18 protein-coding genes and 1 pseudogene are annotated in these 18,939 nt (G+C 36.3%); 6 read left to right on the top strand and 13 right to left on the bottom strand.

The window, feature by feature from the left end:
* Positions 1-51: 51 nt before the first annotated feature.
* The 4 genes from CLV55_RS12980 to CLV55_RS01190 form a co-directional block, all read right to left on the bottom strand.
* Positions 52-369, bottom strand: coding sequence for a DUF6787 family protein (locus CLV55_RS12980; RefSeq protein ID WP_112111913.1), 318 nt, complete (start codon positions 367-369; stop codon positions 52-54).
* Between the two features lie 179 nt (positions 370-548).
* Entirely contained in the window at positions 549-1,502 is a 954-nt protein-coding gene (locus tag CLV55_RS01200; RefSeq protein WP_112111912.1) for a D-2-hydroxyacid dehydrogenase, read from the bottom strand.
* Between the two features lie 53 nt (positions 1,503-1,555).
* On the bottom strand, positions 1,556-2,650 hold the full coding sequence (serC, locus tag CLV55_RS01195; protein WP_112111911.1) for a 3-phosphoserine/phosphohydroxythreonine transaminase: 1,095 nt from the start codon (positions 2,648-2,650) through the stop codon (positions 1,556-1,558).
* Positions 2,651-2,782: 132 nt separating this feature from the next.
* Positions 2,783-3,841 (bottom strand): acyl-CoA reductase, encoded by a 1,059-nt coding sequence (locus CLV55_RS01190; RefSeq protein ID WP_112111910.1) that lies wholly within the window; start codon positions 3,839-3,841, stop codon positions 2,783-2,785.
* Between the two features lie 140 nt (positions 3,842-3,981).
* Here CLV55_RS01190 and CLV55_RS01185 point away from each other — a divergent pair, with 140 nt between their 5' ends.
* The 6 genes from CLV55_RS01185 to CLV55_RS01160 all read left to right on the top strand — a co-directional run bounded on the left by CLV55_RS01185 (position 3,982) and on the right by CLV55_RS01160 (position 13,494).
* Entirely contained in the window at positions 3,982-4,332 is a 351-nt protein-coding gene (locus CLV55_RS01185; RefSeq protein WP_112111909.1) for a 4Fe-4S binding protein, read from the top strand.
* A gap of 98 nt (positions 4,333-4,430) precedes the next feature.
* Entirely contained in the window at positions 4,431-5,600 is a 1,170-nt protein-coding gene (locus CLV55_RS01180; protein WP_112111908.1) for a carboxypeptidase-like regulatory domain-containing protein, read from the top strand.
* Between the two features lie 105 nt (positions 5,601-5,705).
* On the top strand, positions 5,706-6,800 hold the full coding sequence (gene ychF / locus CLV55_RS01175) for a redox-regulated ATPase YchF (protein WP_112111907.1): 1,095 nt from the start codon (positions 5,706-5,708) through the stop codon (positions 6,798-6,800).
* A 222-nt stretch (positions 6,801-7,022) separates the two neighbouring features.
* Positions 7,023-8,882: a DNA topoisomerase IV subunit B gene (locus CLV55_RS01170; RefSeq protein ID WP_112111906.1), complete on the top strand. Its 1,860-nt coding sequence runs from the start codon at positions 7,023-7,025 to the stop codon at positions 8,880-8,882.
* A gap of 154 nt (positions 8,883-9,036) precedes the next feature.
* Positions 9,037-11,742 carry a DNA gyrase/topoisomerase IV subunit A gene (locus tag CLV55_RS01165; protein WP_112111905.1) on the top strand — a complete coding sequence of 902 codons (2,706 nt, stop codon included), beginning with the start codon at positions 9,037-9,039 and terminating at the stop codon, positions 11,740-11,742.
* Between the two features lie 78 nt (positions 11,743-11,820).
* Positions 11,821-13,494 (top strand): formate--tetrahydrofolate ligase, encoded by a 1,674-nt coding sequence (locus CLV55_RS01160; RefSeq protein ID WP_112111904.1) that lies wholly within the window; start codon positions 11,821-11,823, stop codon positions 13,492-13,494.
* A 41-nt stretch (positions 13,495-13,535) separates the two neighbouring features.
* Here CLV55_RS01160 and CLV55_RS01155 read toward each other — a convergent pair whose 3' ends face one another.
* The 9 genes and pseudogenes from CLV55_RS01155 to CLV55_RS01115 all read right to left on the bottom strand — a co-directional run bounded on the left by CLV55_RS01155 (position 13,536) and on the right by CLV55_RS01115 (position 18,824).
* Complete coding sequence (locus CLV55_RS01155) at positions 13,536-14,399, bottom strand: TerC family protein (protein ID WP_112111903.1); 864 nt, start codon at positions 14,397-14,399, stop codon at positions 13,536-13,538.
* A gap of 41 nt (positions 14,400-14,440) precedes the next feature.
* Positions 14,441-14,824: a DNA topoisomerase IV gene (locus CLV55_RS01150; protein ID WP_112111902.1), complete on the bottom strand. Its 384-nt coding sequence runs from the start codon at positions 14,822-14,824 to the stop codon at positions 14,441-14,443.
* Between the two features lie 21 nt (positions 14,825-14,845).
* Positions 14,846-15,422 (bottom strand): annotated as a pseudogene (locus tag CLV55_RS01145) (DUF1572 family protein).
* A complete protein-coding gene (locus CLV55_RS01140) occupies positions 15,409-15,636 on the bottom strand; it encodes a DUF6095 family protein (RefSeq protein ID WP_112111901.1) in 228 nt (75 codons plus the stop codon). The pseudogene CLV55_RS01145 and the gene CLV55_RS01140 overlap by 14 nt, the downstream one beginning before the upstream one ends.
* 1 nt (position 15,637) lies before the next feature.
* Positions 15,638-16,099: a hypothetical protein gene (locus tag CLV55_RS01135; RefSeq protein ID WP_112111900.1), complete on the bottom strand. Its 462-nt coding sequence runs from the start codon at positions 16,097-16,099 to the stop codon at positions 15,638-15,640.
* 9 nt (positions 16,100-16,108) lie between these two features.
* Complete coding sequence (gene murQ, locus CLV55_RS01130; protein WP_112111899.1) at positions 16,109-16,927, bottom strand: N-acetylmuramic acid 6-phosphate etherase; 819 nt, start codon at positions 16,925-16,927, stop codon at positions 16,109-16,111.
* A 5-nt stretch (positions 16,928-16,932) separates the two neighbouring features.
* Positions 16,933-17,313, bottom strand: a complete 381-nt coding sequence (locus CLV55_RS01125) for a PH domain-containing protein (RefSeq protein ID WP_112111898.1) — start codon at positions 17,311-17,313, stop codon at positions 16,933-16,935.
* A 50-nt stretch (positions 17,314-17,363) separates the two neighbouring features.
* Positions 17,364-18,032 carry a ZIP family metal transporter gene (locus CLV55_RS01120; RefSeq protein ID WP_112111897.1) on the bottom strand — a complete coding sequence of 223 codons (669 nt, stop codon included), beginning with the start codon at positions 18,030-18,032 and terminating at the stop codon, positions 17,364-17,366.
* Positions 18,033-18,062: 30 nt separating this feature from the next.
* Positions 18,063-18,824: a class I SAM-dependent methyltransferase gene (locus tag CLV55_RS01115; protein WP_112111896.1), complete on the bottom strand. Its 762-nt coding sequence runs from the start codon at positions 18,822-18,824 to the stop codon at positions 18,063-18,065.
* Positions 18,825-18,939: the final 115 nt, after the last annotated feature.

The following is an 18,939-nucleotide window of genomic DNA, read 5'->3' as shown; positions in this document are numbered from 1 at the left end:
GAAACAAAGAAATTACGAAACTCTATTCATGAGGATCAAAATTCTTACGAATTATTTGTTTCGAAATAGGTTAAAAATCACATTAAATTTAAGGGTTTTAAGTAGTTTTTTTTCAAAAGCCCAAAAAAATGAAAATTGCCCCATAACAAAACCTATACTTAATAGCAGTATTTGGTAAATTGGAAAAAGTACTAAAAGGTAAAGGCCATAATACTCCACCAGGTTGAGTGTAATTTTGGAGATTCCAAAATAAGCCAATATAGGCTTAGTGAGCCATGCTGTAGCCGACCCAGTACAGGCAAACACGAGAATAATTACAAAAACCTGAAAGTTTGATTTTACATTCCAACGATGCTTGATGTTTTTCATACAAACAAAGATAGTACTTTTTTATAGGAAGTGCTAATTATTGTAAATTATGTTTTAAAAAATATGTTGTTCAAATAATTGTGAAACAGTATTTTAGAAAACTCTTTTTAATAATAAAAAAGAAAAACCCAAATTAGAAAGGATTCCTGATTTGGGTTTTGAAAAAATATATGAAAAACTTAATTACATAATAATCCGATGATTTGTTCGGCTAATTCGGTACCAATACGGTCTTGTGCTTCAAGCGTTGCGGCTCCAATATGAGGGGTAAGCGACACTTTTGGGTGCATGAGAATTTGGATTTCAGGTTTAGGTTCGCTTTCAAAAACATCCAATCCAGCAAAAGCCACTTTTTCATTTTCTAAAGCTTCAATCAAAGCGACTTCATCCACAACCCCTCCTCGAGCACAATTGATGATTCCCACGCCTTCTTTAAGTTGAGCAAATTCCGCCTTACCAATAACATAACCTTCTTGTGCGGGAACATGTAATGTGATGAAATCGGAATGCTTAAATACATCTTCCAAAGGTTCTGTTTCAATGGCAACATTGATGAATTGGCCGTTGTAAAAATCTACTTTTACGTCTACTTTACTCACAAATTTATCGGCAGCAATGACTCTCATTCCCAATCCTAACGCCATTTTTGCCACCGCTTGCCCAATTCGACCAAACCCAATAATCCCAAGCGTTTTTCCACGCAATTCGATACCGTTGGCATACGCTTTTTTCAGTCCTTCAAAATTTGAGTCTCCTTCCAAAGGCATTGTCCGATTGGAGTCATGTAAAAAACGAACCCCTGTAAAAAGATGTGCAAACACCAATTCGGCGACACTCTCAGAGGACGAAGCAGGCGTGTTGATTACCTGTATTCCTTTTTCACGGGCATAAGCGACATCTATATTGTCCATTCCTACGCCTCCTCTTCCAATGATTTTAAGTCCAGGACAAGCGTCGATGAGGTCTTTACGCACTTTAGTTGCGCTTCGTACTAAAAGTACGCCCACATTATGCGCGTTGATATAATTTGCTACTTGTTCCTGTGCTACTTTGGTTGTGATTACTTCAAACCCCGCTTTTTCTAAAGTATTGATACCACTTTTAGAAATTCCGTCGTTAGCTAATATTTTCATTTTACATTTATAAGATTATAATTTTAATAAAGGACACTATAAAGATTCCATTTTTAAGACAGTGTTGCTTCTTGTTTGCATACCACTAATTCTAATTCTTTCATGACATCAACCAATACGTGAACACTTTCTAAAGGCAAGGCATTGTACATGGAAGCTCTGTACCCTCCCACAGAGCGATGGCCTGTTAACCCAGAAATTCCGGCGTCTTTCCACATCTTGTCAAAAATGGGAACATGATTTTCGTCCAACAAAAGAAACGTAGCATTCATGATGCTTCGGTCTTCGGGGGCCGCAGTTCCTTTGAATAATGGATTTCGGTCTATTTCATCATATAATAATTGAGCTTTAGCTTCATTTATTTTTTCGATGGCTGCAATACCTCCTAATTTTTTCAACCAGCGCAACGTGAGAAGTGACGCATATATAGGAAATACGGGAGGAGTATTATACATGCTTTCGGCTTTGATATGTTTTTCATAATCCAACATGCTTGGGATGTATCGTCCAGTTTTTCCTAAAATCGATTCTTTAACAACCACAAGTGTGGTTCCAGCAGGGCCCATGTTTTTTTGAGCTCCAGCATAAATTAAATCAAATTGAGAAAAATCTAAAGTTCTAGAAAAAATATCCGAACTCATATCGCACACAAGAGGAACATTTGTTTTTGGGAAAGACTTCATTTGTGTTCCAAAAATAGTATTGTTGCTGGTGCAATGAAAGTATGAAGCATCATTTGGGATATCGAAGCCCTTCGGAATGAAAGTATAATTTTGCTCTTTTGAAGAAGCTACAATTACAGTTTCTCCAAAAGGTTTGGCTTCTTTAATGGCGTTGCTGGCCCAAGTTCCCGTATCGAGATAGGCTGCTTTTCCATGTTGAGCCATCAAATTGTAGGGCACCATTAAAAATTCTAAACTGGCTCCTCCTGCTAAAAATAGGACTTGATACCCTTTGTTTTCTAATTGTAATAATTCTAAAACTAAGGCACGAGCTTCTTCCATTACGGCAATGAAATCCTTACTACGATGCGAAATTTCAAGAATGGACAAGTCAGAATTGTTGAAATTTACTACTGCCTGAGCGGCTTCTTCAAAAACGTCTTGCGGTAATATGCAAGGACCTGCACTGTAATTGTGTTTTTTCATCGTAGGGTACTTTTTTAAATCGGAAGCAAATTTCTGAAATACCAATTAAAAAAGGAGTTAGAATATCATAATAATTCGATGATGTTATTAACGAAATCGTAATAGTTTATATTTTATTTTTTGATTTTACTATTACAGTTTTATTAAAAAATCGATGGTATCTACACCATCGGCATACTCCCAAAGTTCGGGTTGTTGTGTTTTTCCAAAAGGAATGCTATGAGGAATAAGATTTTTTGAAACGACACACTGGATTTGATCAGCATCTTGTTCGAGTTGTTTTTGAACTTCATCCAGATTTTCATAATATTCGTAAAAGAGTGAGGCTATGGGTGAGGCATAGCTTTTGTCTTCTTTAAGAATTAAAAACTCATTATCTAAAAGTTTGAAATTACTCATCAAAAAAACAGCCTTGTTGTAGTCATAATTATTGGCGTATTTTTCATAGTGAATATGCTCTCCAAAGCTGAAAATGGCCTTGAAAAAAGGTTGGAAATCATATTCCTTTGGGACAAATAGTTTAGATACATTGCGGCATCCGAGTCCGAAATACCTAAAAATATCTTCTCCTAAGGCTTGCAATTCTTCGTGAGTTTCACCGCCATTAAGAACGGCAACAGAATTTCTGTTTTTTCGTATTATGGATGGCTTTTCTTTAAAATAATACTCAAAATATCGCGCTGTATTGTTACTTCCTGTTGCAATTACGGCATCAAAATTTTCTAATTTTCCTTCAGTAAAGGTGATGTAATTTTCAAATTCGGGGTACATCGAAATCAAATATTTTGCCAGAAATTTTATAAGATACTGGTCGTTGGAGGAAGTTTTAACCAAAACCTTATGTCCCGAAATTAGAACCGACAAAAAATCATGAAATCCAACGAGAGGAATGTTACCCGCTAAAATCAGCCCCACTGTTTTTGGTTCAACGTTTGTCCATTCATATTTAGAGAGCCATTGGTCTAGATTTGGTTCGGTCAAAGCGTGTGCCCACGATTGAATAGCATGGTAAACTTGTTCAGGAGTGAACCACCCGTTGTGAGATTGCGATATTTCAATGAGTTGCACAAAATCATCATAAAACAAATCGTTAAAAAGTACGGTTTTATTTTTCTGAGTATCGTGCAAAGAAAATTGACTTAAAAATTGCCCTAATGCAATAAAACACTTTTTTTTCTCGATTTGTAACATAGGTAACTTGTTTTTATGTAGTATAGATTGTAATTTTGCACAAAATTAAGAAATAGAAACGAGGCACGGGCCAAAAGTTAAAAAAGTTGTATGTTTTTGATGCATACACTTAATAACTTCAAACAAATAAATTTTTTAAAATGGCAATCATAATAACAGACGAATGTATTAATTGCGGCGCATGCGAACCAGAATGTCCGAATAACGCTATTTATGAAGGTGCAGACGATTGGCGCTGGAAAGACGGTACAAAACTTAAAGGGAAAGTTGTTTTACCCGATGGAACCGAAGTAGATGCAGAGGCTCCTCAAACGCCCTATTCGGATGATGTGTATTATATTGTACCTGGAAAATGTACAGAATGTAAAGGGTTTCATGAAGAGCCACAATGTGCTGCCGTTTGTCCCGTAGATTGTTGTGTCCCTGATGACAATCATGTTGAAAGTGAAGAAACCTTGTTCAACAGACAATCTTTTTTACATAACGAATAAAATAAAATCCTGAAGAAATTCAGGATTTTTCGTAAAAAAAAGCATCATTTTTATTAATAGTAGAAAAAAACTATTAAATTTGTTAAAACACAAGGTTGATGAAAAAGTTTTTTTTGGCACTTTTTTTTATGATGCTGGGTACCTTTTATGGACAAAATGGTACGGTGACTATTGTACTTAAAGACGCCGATAGTCAAGCTCCTATTGAAGATGCTACGGTAACTGTGGTTCGAACAAAACAAAACTTTTTAAGTAATGCTGAAGGGAAAGTGAGTTTTCTTTTAAACGGAATATCCTCAATTAAAATCACACATACTTCTTATCAAACGTTTATTGTTAGATCGAATACCTTGGACAACCTTTCTTCTGTGATTTATCTAAAAAAGAATGTAAGTGATTTGGATGAAGTTATCATCACAAAACAACATCCTCAGAAGATATTGAAAAATCTTGTGGATAATTCTATTGAAAAATTAACCGTTCCTGCCCGATTAAAAGTCTACATGCGTGAATTTTTTAAATACAATGGAGCTTATTCTTATTATAATGACGGGTTGATAAATTTTCAGATTTCTGGTAAGGAAAAAGATTTTAAAACAGATATTTTGGTCGAACAAAATCGTTCTTTTAATCTGTTAGATGCAGAAGTTAGCGACTATCTCTTGGGGTATGATTTAAATAATATTATGGAAAATTATTATAATTTTAAATATTTAGAATTTATTTTAGAACCTCATGCTAGGAAAGAATTTGATTTTCTAATCAATACTTACAATGCCAATCCTGAGTGTTATTTGATGCGTATAAAACCTTTAGAAAATGCTTCAGGATTCTTAGATGAGTATACCGTATTATACGATAAAAAGAAAAAAATAATATTGGAAGTAACGGCCTCCTTATCGCCAGCTGTAGTAGCGAGAAATAAAGAAAAAACGACTGTCGGAGCAAAAAATCTATATAAATCCTATTTTAAAAACACCTATAAGTTTGATGGTTCAAATTATTATTTGATGAGTTCTAAAGAGGAAATTGGATTTGACAAAGTCGAAAAGAAAGGGGTAAGTTCGATTGAAGTGAGAAATTATATGGTAATCAACAATTTTAGTACGCAGAAATATAGTTTCTCTAAAGAGGATGTCTATAAAGACAAAACGTTATTTAATAAAAAAAACGTAATATTGTCTGATTATTGGAACGTTTCAGGACTTACGGCCACAGAGGATGAACTCGACATCATAAATTCGGTAGAAGAGAGACTTCAAAAATAACTTAAAAAAGCCTCATTTGGTACTTGATTTTATTGCACTATATTTGCAAGCGTAAAAAAATAAAATCAAACTGTTGGCCACTAGGCTGACTGTAAAATTAATACCATGAAAGCAGGAATTGTAGGATTGCCCAACGTTGGAAAATCAACCTTATTTAATTGTTTGTCAAATGCTAAAGCGCAAAGTGCAAACTTTCCGTTTTGTACTATTGAACCCAATATTGGTGTGGTCAATGTGCCCGATCCAAGAATAACACGTTTGGAAGAATTAGTAAAACCTGAACGGGTACAAATGGCAACGGTAGATATTGTGGATATTGCTGGACTTGTAAAAGGGGCAAGTAAAGGAGAAGGTTTAGGAAATCAATTCCTAGGAAATATTAGAGAATGTAATGCCATCATTCATGTATTGCGTTGTTTTGATAATGACAATATTGTACATGTCGATGGGAATGTCAACCCGATTCGGGATAAGGAAACGATTGATATTGAGTTGCAACTCAAAGATTTGGAAACCGTTGAAAAACGATTGGAAAAGGTTAATCGTGCAGCCAAAACGGGTAATAAAGAAGCACAAGTTGAGAAAGTTTTATTAGACAGAATCAGAGAAGCATTGTTGCAAGCAAAATCGGCTCGAACTGTACAACCTCAAAATCAAGATGAAGAAGAACTTATGAAAGAGTTTCAACTCATTACAAATAAACCTGTGTTGTATGTTTGTAATGTAGATGAACGTTCGGCTGTTACGGGTAATCAATATGTTGATCAAGTTCGTGAGTTGGTAAAAGATGAGGATGCTGAGGTTATTGTGTTGTCAGTAGGGGCAGAAGCCGATATCAATGAGTTGGAAAGTTATGAAGAGCGTCAGGTTTTTTTAGAAGATTTAGGATTGAGCGAACCAGGTTCGTCGGTGTTGATTCGTGCGGCGTACAAGTTGTTGAAATTACAAACCTATTTCACTGCAGGAGTTAAAGAAGTAAGAGCGTGGACTATCAATGTAGGAGATACTGCTCCTAAAGCGGCAGGCGTAATCCATACCGATTTTGAAAAAGGATTTATCCGAGCTGAGGTTATTGCTTTTGAAGATTTTTCTCATTATGGTTCAGAAGCTAAGGTGAAAGAAGCGGGAAAATTAAGAGTAGAAGGAAAAGAATATGTAGTAAAAGATGGCGATGTGATGCATTTCCGCTTTAATGTATAGACTTTAGAAAAATAGATATAATAATATAAAAAATAGACTAGCCGCAAAAGAAATTTTGCGGTTTTTTTCTATATATATTTCTCTAAAATTGTCAAAAACATTCTTAATAACTTTAATAAAGATCGTTTTAAAATATCTCGGAATATCATTAAATTAGCTGACCCGAGGTTTCTATCTAGATAGAAGTCGAATTGAACGCAGTTAAAATCGATACCTTTTAAAATGGCTCAAGAAACACAATATAACGAAGATAATATACGCTCGCTCGATTGGAAAGAACACATCCGCATGCGTCCTGGAATGTATATTGGTAAACTCGGAGATGGTTCTTCGCCAGATGATGGAATTTACATTCTTTTAAAAGAAGTTATCGACAATTGTATTGACGAATTCGTGATGGGTGCGGGTAAAGTCATTGAGGTAACCATTAAAGATAAATTGGTTACGGTGCGTGATTATGGTCGTGGAATTCCGTTAGGAAAAGTGGTGGATGTGGTTTCCAAAATGAATACTGGAGGAAAATACGATTCCAAAGCCTTTAAAAAATCGGTCGGTTTAAATGGAGTGGGTACAAAAGCCGTCAATGCACTATCCAATTATTTTCGTGTCGAATCGGTTCGTGATAACCAACAAAAAGCTGCTGAATTTTCGGAAGGAAATTTAAAAATTGAAGAAGAAATTCAAGAATCTACCAAACGTAAAGGGACTAAAGTAGCTTTTATCGCCGATGACTCCATCTTTAAAAATTATAAATACCGCAATGAGTACGTCATCCGAATGCTTAAAAATTATTGTTACCTCAATAGAGGTTTAACGATATATTTTAATGGGGATAAATATGTTTCCGAATTTGGATTAAAAGATTTACTTATAGAAACCATTTCCGATGAGGATATGCAATATCCAATTATTCATTTGGAAGGGGACGATATTGAGTTTGCACTCACCCACAGTAAATCGCAATACTCTGAAGAATACCATTCGTTTGTCAACGGACAAAATACGACTCAAGGAGGAACACATCTGAATGCCTTCCGTGAGGCTGTAGTAAAAACCATTCGTGATTTTTACAATAAAAATTTTGAAGCTTCTGATATTCGGAAATCTATTGTTTCTGCTGTTGCCATAAAAGTAGAAGAGCCTGTTTTTGAATCGCAAACCAAAACCAAATTAGGTTCCACAGAAGTAGGTCCCGATGGACCAACCGTGCGTACCTTTATTCATGATTTTGTCACGACCAAATTGGATAATTTTCTGCACAAGAATCCAGAGACAGCCGATTTATTACTACGCAAAATCTTACAAGCCGAACGTGAACGAAAAGAGCTTTCAGGCATTCGGAAATTAGCCAAAGAACGTGCTAAAAAAGCCAGTTTACACAACAAAAAACTTCGTGATTGTAGAGTACATTTGACCGATACAAAGAATCCTAGATGTTTAGAAAGCACCTTGTTTATTACTGAGGGGGATTCGGCTTCGGGGTCGATTACCAAATCAAGAGACGTCAATACGCAAGCGGTTTTTAGTTTGCGTGGAAAACCTTTGAACTCTTATGGCATGTCGAAGAAAATTGTATATGAAAACGAAGAGTTTAATTTATTGCAGGCAGCCTTAGATATTGAAGAATCAATGGAGGATTTACGGTATAACAATATCGTCATTGCCACCGATGCCGATGTCGATGGAATGCACATTCGTTTGTTGTTGATTACCTTTTTCTTGCAATTTTTCCCTGAGTTGATTAAAGATGGGCATTTGTATATTTTACAAACTCCTTTGTTTCGTGTACGTAATAAAAAAGAAACCATTTATTGCTACTCCGACCAAGAACGTGTGGATGCTATTGAAAAACTTAAACCACGACCAGAGATAACCCGATTCAAAGGGTTGGGTGAAATTTCGCCTGATGAGTTTCGTTTTTTTATTGGGGAGGATATGCGTCTCGATCCTGTAATGCTTGATAAAACTACTACAATTGAAACCTTGCTTGAGTTTTATATGGGAAAAAATACACCTGACAGACAAGATTTTATCATCAATAATTTGAAAGTAGAATTGGATAAGGAATTGATGGAGAAATAGTTAATGGAGCACAAAGTATCACAATGTAAGGCACAAAGTGACACAAAAACATTGCGAAACTTACTATAAAACGTTGAATAAATTTGCTCTAGATAATAAAAAAAACATAGTGAAACTTTGTGAAAACTTTGAGTAACATAGTGCTACAAAAAATATGAAAGACGAAGAAGACAACATCATCCCAGAAGATGATTTTCAGGATGAATCAAATGAAACCAACGACGACCTAATCGACGAAGGTTTTGAAGACATCGTTTCTACTGGAAATCATTTCTACGAAAACGACGAAAATCCAGAAGACACCATAACCAAAGTAACAGGCATGTACAAAGATTGGTTTTTGGATTATGCTTCCTATGTGATTTTAGAGCGTGCAGTTCCTGCGATCGAAGATGGTTTCAAACCCGTGCAACGTCGCATTATGCATTCTATGAAAGAATTGGATGATGGACGGTATAACAAAGTAGCCAATATTGTTGGACATACCATGCAATATCACCCCCACGGAGATGCCAGTATTGGAGATGCTATTGTTCAAATTGGTCAAAAAGACTTGCTTATAGACATGCAAGGAAACTGGGGGAATATTCTGACTGGAGATGGTGCAGCTGCGTCTCGTTATATTGAAGCTCGAATATCTAAACTGGGTCATGATATTTTATATTCTCCCAAAATTACAGAATGGGGCTTGTCTTATGATGGTCGTAGAGCCGAACCCATAAACCTTCCTGTAAAATTTCCTCTCTTGCTCGCACAAGGCGCTGAGGGAATTGCTGTAGGGCTTTCTACAAAAGTATTGCCACACAATTTCAACGAACTCATTGATGCTTCGATAAAAATTTTAAAAGGAAAAGCATTTACGTTATATCCTGATTTTCCAACCGCTGGGATTGCTGATGTGTCCAATTATAACGATGGAATGCGCGGGGGTAGAGTTCGAATTCGTGCTAAAATTTCACAATTAGACAAACAAACCCTCGTCATTACCCAAATTCCATTCTCTACCAATACTACTACATTAATTGATAGTATTCTTAAAGCGAATGAAAAAGGAAAAATTAAAGTAAAAAAAATAGAAGATAATACAGCGGCTGAGGTTGAAATAGTTATTCATCTTCCCCCTGGAGTTTCTCCTGATAAAACCATTGACGCCTTGTATGCTTTCACTGCTTGTGAAACCTCCGTGGCTCCTCTTGGATGCGTGATAGAAAATCATAAGCCTCTCTTTGTGGGGGTTTCTCAAATGCTTAAAATTTCTACGCATCGTACTGTAGATTTGTTGCGTCAAGAGTTGGAAATTCAATTGGAAGAATTAAAAGCCAAATGGCATTTTTCTACGTTAGAAAAAATCTTCATTCGGGAAGAAATGTACATTGATTTCAAATTGTACTCTGATAGAGAGACGCTTTATGAGTACATGTACAAGCGCTTCGAACCGTTTACAAAGTCTTTTGTAAGAGCTATTGTTGATGAAGATTTGCAGAAATTAACGCAAATTCCGATGATTCGTATTACGCGTTTTGATTCAGATAAGGCAGATGACTTCATTGCTAAGTTGGAAGACGAAATGAAAGAAGTGCAACATCATTTAGACAACCTCACCGACTTTGCTATTGATTACTTCGCTAAATTGAAAGAGAAATACGGAAAAGGTCGTGAGCGTCAAACGGAATTGAGAAGCTTTGAAAATATCGAAGCCACAAAAGTGGTATTACGAAACACCAAACTGTATGTCAATAGAGAAGAAGGGTTCTTTGGAACGGGCTTGAAAAAAGACGAATATGTGGCGGATTGTTCTGATATTGATGATGTGATTGTATTCCTTCGCGATGGAAAAATGATGATTTCTAAAGTGGATGATAAAAAATTTGTAGGAAAAGACATTATCCATATTGGCGTGTTTGATAAAAATGACAAACGCACCATTTACAACATGATGTATCGCGATGGTAAAAATGGGTCTACTTTTATAAAACGTTTTAATGTATCGGGAGTCACTCGTGATAAATTCTACGATTTAACCCAAGAAAAACCAGGCTCACAAGTGTCTTATTTTTCGGCTAATCCGAATGGTGAAGCAGAAACAGTCACGATATTATTGCGTCAAGTAGGCAGTGTCAAAAAACTAAAATGGGACGTCGATTTTTCGGATATAGCGATTAAAGGGCGTGCGTCTCGTGGGAATACGGTGACTAAATATCCTATCAAGAAAATTGAATTAAAAGAAAAAGGTATTTCAACCTTGCGTCCGAGAAAAGTGTGGTTTGATGATACTGTACAACGTTTGAATGTTGACGGAAGAGGGGAGTTGCTTGGCGAATTTAGACCCAATGACCGACTTTTAATTATCAATCAAACCGGAAAATTAAAAACCATTATTCCTGAGTTGACCACGCATTTCGATGAAGACATGATCGTGCTCGAAAAATGGAATCCTAAGAAACCCATTTCGTGTATTTATTATGATGGAGAAAAAGAACGTTACTTTGTGAAACGCTTCTTGGTGGAAAACGAAAACAAGGAAGAAATTTTTATCACCGAGCATGAGAAATCCCAATTGGAAATTGTTTCTACGGATTGGCGACCAGTTGCTGAACTTATTTTTGCCAAAGTAAAAGGCGTTCAAAAAGACAATCAAACGGTCGATTTAGAACAATTTATTGCGGTCAAAGGAATCAAAGCGTTAGGAAACCAATTGACCACTGATAAATTAAAACAAGTCAATCTACTAGAGCCATTACCTTTTGAAGAACCAGAAGAAGAAGTAACTCCAGAAGAGGTTTCTACTGAAGACAGCCTTTCAGATACGATTCCTACAGAATTAGACGATGATGGTCAAATTACCTTATCGTTAGAATAAAAATAGATAGCCACAGATTCACAAATTATTACATAAAAAAAATTGTGAATCTGTGGCTAAAAAATAAAAATTAGAATAATGTCAACATTTCCCTCTGATATTGAAATTGCACAACGTGCTACCTTGCAACACATCCGAAACATAGCAGAAAAAATAAATATTCCAGAAGACGATTTAGAATACTATGGCAAGTATAAAGCTAAGTTGCCCCTTTCGTTACAATCTGAAAGCCCCAAAGGCAAACTGATTTTGGTTTCTGCCATGTCGCCCACAAAGTATGGTGAGGGTAAAACCACGATGTCCATCGGTTTAACAGATGGTTTGAATTGTATTGGTAAAAAAGCTATTGGCGTTTTGAGAGAACCGTCACTCGGACCTGTTTTTGGATTAAAAGGCGGTGCTGCAGGTGGGGGCTATGCGCAAGTGGTGCCCATGGAAGATATTAATTTGCATTTTACAGGTGATTTTTCAGCGATTGAAAAGGCGAATAATTTGCTGTCTGCGGTGATTGATAACAACCTTCAAAATCCGAAATATTCGTTGAATTTAGATCCAAAGTCTATTGCCTGGAAACGCGTGATGGACATGAATGACCGCTCGTTGCGCCAAATCATTATAGGTGTGGGGACTAAAGCCAACGGCACGATGCGAGAAGACGGTTTCAATATCACTCCAGCTTCTGAAGTCATGGCGATTCTTTGTTTGTCGAAAGATATAGAAGATTTGAAAGTGCGATTAGGTACTATCTATGTAGGTAAAACTTTAGAGGGAAAAGCTATTTTTGCAAGAGATTTGAATGTAGTAGGAGCGATGGCGGTTTTACTGAAAGATGCTTTGAAACCGAATTTGGTACAAACTTTAGAAGGCAATCCTGCTATTCTTCACGGTGGACCATTTGCGAGTATTGCGCAGGGAACCAATACCGTAATTGCAACCAAAATGGGACTTTCGTTAGGCGATTATGTAGTGACCGAAGCGGGTTTTGGTGCTGATTTGGGGGCTGAAAAATTCTTTCATATCAAATGCGGACAAAGTGGATTAAAACCTGATGCGGTGGTTTTAGTAGCCACGGTTCGTGCTATAAAACATCATGCTGGGTTGAGCGCCGAGGAATTTAAGACAGAGAATACAAACGCTATTGAAAAAGGGTTTTGCAACCTAGAAAAACATATTGAAAACATTCAGAAATTTGGTATTAATCCAGTGGTGTGTATCAATGCTTTTCCAGATGATACCCAGGCAGAATATGAAGTTTTGAAAGCCTTGTGTTTGAAAAAAGGGGTGACCGCCATTGTGAGTACAGCTTTTGTAGAAGGCGGAAAAGGCTCGGCTGCCTTGGCTGAAAAAGTCATTGAAGAAATCAATAAAGGACAAGCCAACTACCAACCCTTATACCAAAAAGAGGATGCTTTAGAACACAAGATTACTACCATTGCCAAAGAGATTTATGGTGCTCGTTCGGTAGCATTTTCACCCAAATCGAAATCTCAATTAAAAATGATCAACGACCTTGGATTCAATGAGTTTTCCGTTTGTATGGCAAAAACGCCAGCTAGTTTCTCCGATAATGAAAAGTTGATTGGGCGACCAACAGATTTTGATATTACCGTTCGCGAGTTTGAAATTGCTAGTGGAGCAGGCTTTATCGTTCCTTTGTTGGGCGATGTGATGCGTATGCCAGGGTTACCTGCGATTCCCAATGCAGAACGAATGGATATTGATACGAATGGAAAAATTTCGGGCTTATCATAAATAAAAAAAGGTGATTTTAAAATCACCTTTTTTTATTTATACTAGTTGGTAATATCCTCGTCTTCCAATTTCTTATCAACGATTGTGTTATTTTTCAGTTTCACAGGTTTATTACTGTTTTTGCGCATTTTGATATTCAAGAACTCTACAAATAGCGAGAAGAAAATCGAGAAGTAGAGGTAGCCTTTTGGAATACTATTGACTTCTAAATCATCTCCAAAACGGAAATGCGCCAAGTGTGACCCCTCTGCAATCAACATGACACCAATTAAGATTAAGAACGATAATCCTAAGATTTGAATGGTTGGGTGTTCGTTGACAAATTTAGAAACGGGTCCGGCAAAAATCATCATAATCCCAATAGAAATAATGATGGATAAAATCATGATTACTAAAGCCCCTTCATAACCAAAACCGCCTTCGGCTGGGCTTTTCATGCTGATCATTCCGATAGCGGTTAGGATACTATCAAATGAAAACACAATGTTTAATAAGGCAATTTGCAACACTGCTGCCATCAATCCTGAAGCCGATTTTCCTTTAGTGCCTTCTTCTTCGCCTTCCATTTTGTGGTGAATTTCAGACACCGATTTGTATAACAAAAACAAACCTCCACCAAAGATGATGATGCTTTGCCCTGTGATGTGCGCTTCAAAGAAGCCCCAATTGACGCTCACTAAAGTTTCTTGCAAACTCAACACCCAAGTGATTCCGAAAAGTAATATAATACGAAACACCATGGCTAATGTTAAACCAATTCGGCGTGCTTTGGGTTGGTCTTGTTCAGGCAATTTTCCTGAAACAATAGAAAGGAAAACGATGTTGTCGATACCTAAAATAATTTCTAAAAACGTTAGTGTTAAAAGCGCAATCCATGCATTTGGATTGGTGATTAATTCCATCATTGGGTTGTATATATTTTAATTTATAAAGTAGTTTTACGGGATTAATGGATTTTTGTTACAATTCCGATTTGTTTTTTTGTTGCGCCAACAAAACCATACTCAAACGTGTAAGAGGCTCCATGGGTTTCTATAATACGCATAGAAATCGCCTTTTCTTCTGCTCTGTTTTTTGGATGAATTTTTTGTAAGATAAATTCGTAGTCATTGATCCATCGTACAGTAGCCGTATCCGTTTTTCCTTTGTAGGTTTCGATTTGAAGTTTATCAGTACGAATGAATTGCGTAGTCTCTTTTTTACCATTTACGGTTTGAGAAAATTCAAACGTTCCTGTTTTAAACTCTTTTGGGTTGCATTCTACTCTTTGCTGGCAAGATGAAAGGAGTATGAAGAAGAGAAGTAATAGTTGAAAGTTATAGTTTGACATTGAATAGGATATGGATTGTTGTTAGTGTAATCGGTTTAATTCGTCATCCGTAAAGTTTCTGAGGCTTTTTTCTTTAGCAAATTTAGCAGCGTTATACGAATTGGATTTGTTTTTTTGGTATCGAAAGACTGACCCATTCACTTTGCTTGAGCATTTTGGCATAAAAAATAATCTGACCAACATGATAGGGATAATGCGCCAACTGACGATTAATAGCTTCAATGACAGTATGTCCTTCGTTACGAATATAAATTATTGTTGTAAGTTGTTCAGGGGTAATAGAATCCAAGGCGTTTAGAAAACACGTCCAACCTGTATTCCAAACTTCGAGTACGTCTTCTTTGGTTTGAAGTGAGGTTTCAAATTCACTATCACGGTGGCGCCATTCTTTTTCGCCATCGGTCGTCAAAAAATCGGTCCAACGCGACAACATATTCCCAGAAAGATGTTTAATAATGGTAGCAATCGAATTAGTATCCTCGTTGACAGCAACAAATAATTGTTCAGGCTCCAATTGATCAATCGCTTTTTCTCCCAGGGTTTTATAATAAAGAAATTGCTTCTTTACGCTTTCTAGATAGTAGTTATTGCTCTCCATCAAACAAAGCTTTGACTATGAAATTCAATCCTTTAAAAGCAAGTCCAACAGAGGCTATACACAACCCACATCCAATAATTAATACCAAATAGTACCAAGAAGATTGTTTATTCATAAAAGCATTATAGATGACACTTGGGCCTAAAAACATTAGGGGTAAGGCTCCAAACAAATATTTTATTCCTTTTGCTAAAAGTTCTTTGTCGGTTGCCATCTTAGAAACGTATTTGAAGGCCATAGCCTCTTTGATTCCCAATAAACGACACTTCAACATCGGAATTTATAGTGCTGTTTGATTTCAATCCGTTGTTATATAAATCAATGGCATTCTTTATTTTTTTGTTTTTTCCTGATAGAACAGGAATCGAAATCAATAAGGAACCCGCACCTATATAGGTAGCAGCTGTTGGATAATGCACATCAGAAACCAAGCCTACTACCAAGTCAGTTACGATTAATGCTCCTCCAAAACCCAATAGAAATCCTCCTGTTGATTCTTTACTAATTCCCGATTGCAACATTCGGAATGCTTTGTAATTGGATTGGAGCATTTTTTTTGTATCCCGAGTTGAAATTTGGGCACCATCGACATAAAATTTGCCTTTTGTTAAGGTAATTTCTTGTGCATTTGCATAGGTTCCTAAAACCAGCAGAGCAAGCATAATTAATCTTTTCATACGTTATTATTATTTATGTTGTTTCCAATTCTCGACAGCCTTACGAACGCTGCCGTATTCTTTTAATAAAAGCCCTGCTTTTTCATAAGCGACAGGGATTTCATCCATAATCATTCGGATGCCACGATCGACCAATTTATCATTGCTCAATTGCATATCGACCATTTTGTTGCCTTTTACACGTCCCAATTGAATCATGGTTGTTGTAGAAATCATGTTTAGAACCAATTTCTGAGCCGTACCCGCTTTCATTCGGGAGCTTCCTGTGACGAATTCGGGACCTACGACTACTACAATAGGAAAATCAGCGGTTAATGCTAACGGACTTCCTTCATTGCACGTAATGCAACCCGTAACGATATTATTCTCTTTGCATTTTTTTAAACCTGAAATGACATAAGGAGTGGTGCCAGATGCAGCAATTCCGATGACAACATCATTTTCTCCAATGTTCTGTTCTTGTAAGTCTACCCAAGCTTGAGTCGTACTGTCTTCGGCATTTTCTACCGCACGGCGAATGGCTTTGTCACCACCTGCAATGATTCCGTTTACTAAATCGAAAGGCACTCCAAAAGTTGGAGGACATTCCGAAGCATCTACAATTCCTAAACGTCCTGAAGTTCCTGCACCAATGTAGAAAAGCCTTCCACCAAGTTTCATTTTTTCTACCACTTTAGTAACCAACGCTTCGATTTGTGGCAATGCTTTTTCCACCGCTAAAGGAACGGTTTTGTCTTCGTTATTGATGTTCGTCAACAAAGCGACAACCGACATGTGTTCTAAATGTTCGTATTTGGACGATTGTTCGGTAGTTTTAGTAAAGGTCATGATTTCTATTTTAAAACATGATGTGCCAAAACACTTTGAACATCATAAACATTTACAGATTTATTAAATTGCTTGATAATGCTCGGATTTGTCTCACTCGATACCCAGATTTTAAGTTCTGCATCAAGGTCAAAAGTTCCTGCTGTTTCTACACTAAATCGAGTAATACTTTTATATAAGATAGATTTATATTCCACTTTACTACCAGTGATTCCTTGCTTTTCAATCAAAATCAATCGTTTGTTGGTGAAAATAAAAGTGTCTCTTATTAATTTAAACCCCAATTCAATAGCTTCACCCTCAATTAACAGTTTTCCATAGTCTTTAAGTAAAGTCTCTTGATTAACAGCGCCTGCATTTCCCAATAAGGCAGAAAATAATCCCATGATAATTTATTTTTAATTTGTTTGTCAAATGTAAAAAGAAAACTTCGGAATTACACAAAACAAGCCAGTACAATTCCTAAAATAATCATTGAAATCTTAGCAATATTAAATTTATGTCCTTCGCTACTTTCAAAAATAATAGTGGAAGAGATGTGAAATAAAATTCCAATGACAACAGCTGTTATTTCAGTGTAATAATTATTTAAAAAGGGCAAATAATCTGAAATCAAAGTTCCTAGTGGCGTCATGATGGCAAACGAAAACATAAATAGAAACAAAGCGGTTTTATTCAATTCGGCGTGAATGAAAAAGGTAGTCAGAATAATTGCAATTGGCAAGTGATGAATCGCAATTCCGATTGCTAAATCATGATGATGACCCACAGGAAAACCTTCCAATAACGCATGAATACACAAACTGATAAACAACAACCAAGGCATTTGTGTCAGTTTATCGTGCCCATGTACGTGTCCGTGTTCGGCACCTTTAGAGAAAAATTCTAGGATGATTTGGAACAAAATCCCAACCATAATATAAATTCCGACTTTGGCATTGCCACTTTCATACACCTCTGGCAACAAATGCATCACGGTGAGTGAAAGCAAAAACGAACCACTAAATGCCAATAATAATTTTAGATTCTTTTTGCCTTTAGGTTGGAACCAAAGGGCAGCAGAAAATCCAAGTAACACGGAAAGTAGTGGTAATAAATAATTCATTTGGTAAAGTCTATATTCTATTTTCTCCCCCTATTTAAAAATCATAATCAATCGTTCACTGGTCTTTTTGTAGTATTTTTTTAACTTATAATCGCCAAAAATATCCAATAAATAAATTCCTGCTTCATCCATCATTTTGGTGAAATCCTCTAGGGTTAAGGCTCTTACTTTTTCTTCATAATGAAATTTCTTGCCGTTGTCCTCAAAATCAATTTCTTTGATGATAAAACCGTCTTTTACATAGCGTTTCAAATGAAAATCAATTGCCTCAACCGTTTTCGTTTCTTCGGCGACTAAATTGTCTAATACAAACGGTACGTTCATAAAATCAATCACAGCAAACCCATATTCTGAAAGACTTTCTTTAATGGCTAGTAATGTTTTTAAATTGTCTTCGTCATGATCAAAGTACCCAAAGCTCGTAAATAAATTGAAAATAGCATCAAACTTTTCTTCCAAGGGTTCGCGCATGTCGTGCACTTTGAAATGCAGTTTATCGTTAGCATTTTTAGAAGCAATTTCAATACTGTTTTCAGACAAATCAACGCCCAAAACATTAAATCCTAATTGGTTTAAGTAAATGGAATGACGTCCTTTTCCACAAGCTAAATCCAATACTTTGGCCTCTTCTGGTAAGTTGAGGTAATGCGTCAAATTGTCCATGAAGATTTGTGCTTCACGGTAGTTGCGGTCTTTATATAAGATGTGATAATACGACGTATCAAACCACGACGCGAACCAAGAAGATTGCATATTGTCGTTTGAGGTATGTTGATTTGAGATTTCTGACATGAATTCTTGTACATAAAATTCTTAACGTGCAAATTTAATGTATTTTTGCAGAAGTTATTCCAAGTTTGAAGTTTGATATTTTAGGATTTTAGATTTATTTGGAATTTGTTATTTG

The organism is Flavobacterium aciduliphilum (assembly GCF_003268855.1).
Taxonomy (GTDB): domain Bacteria; phylum Bacteroidota; class Bacteroidia; order Flavobacteriales; family Flavobacteriaceae; genus Flavobacterium; species Flavobacterium aciduliphilum.
Note: the sequence above shows the minus strand (reverse complement) of the source record. Positions and strands in the feature narration are given on the sequence as shown.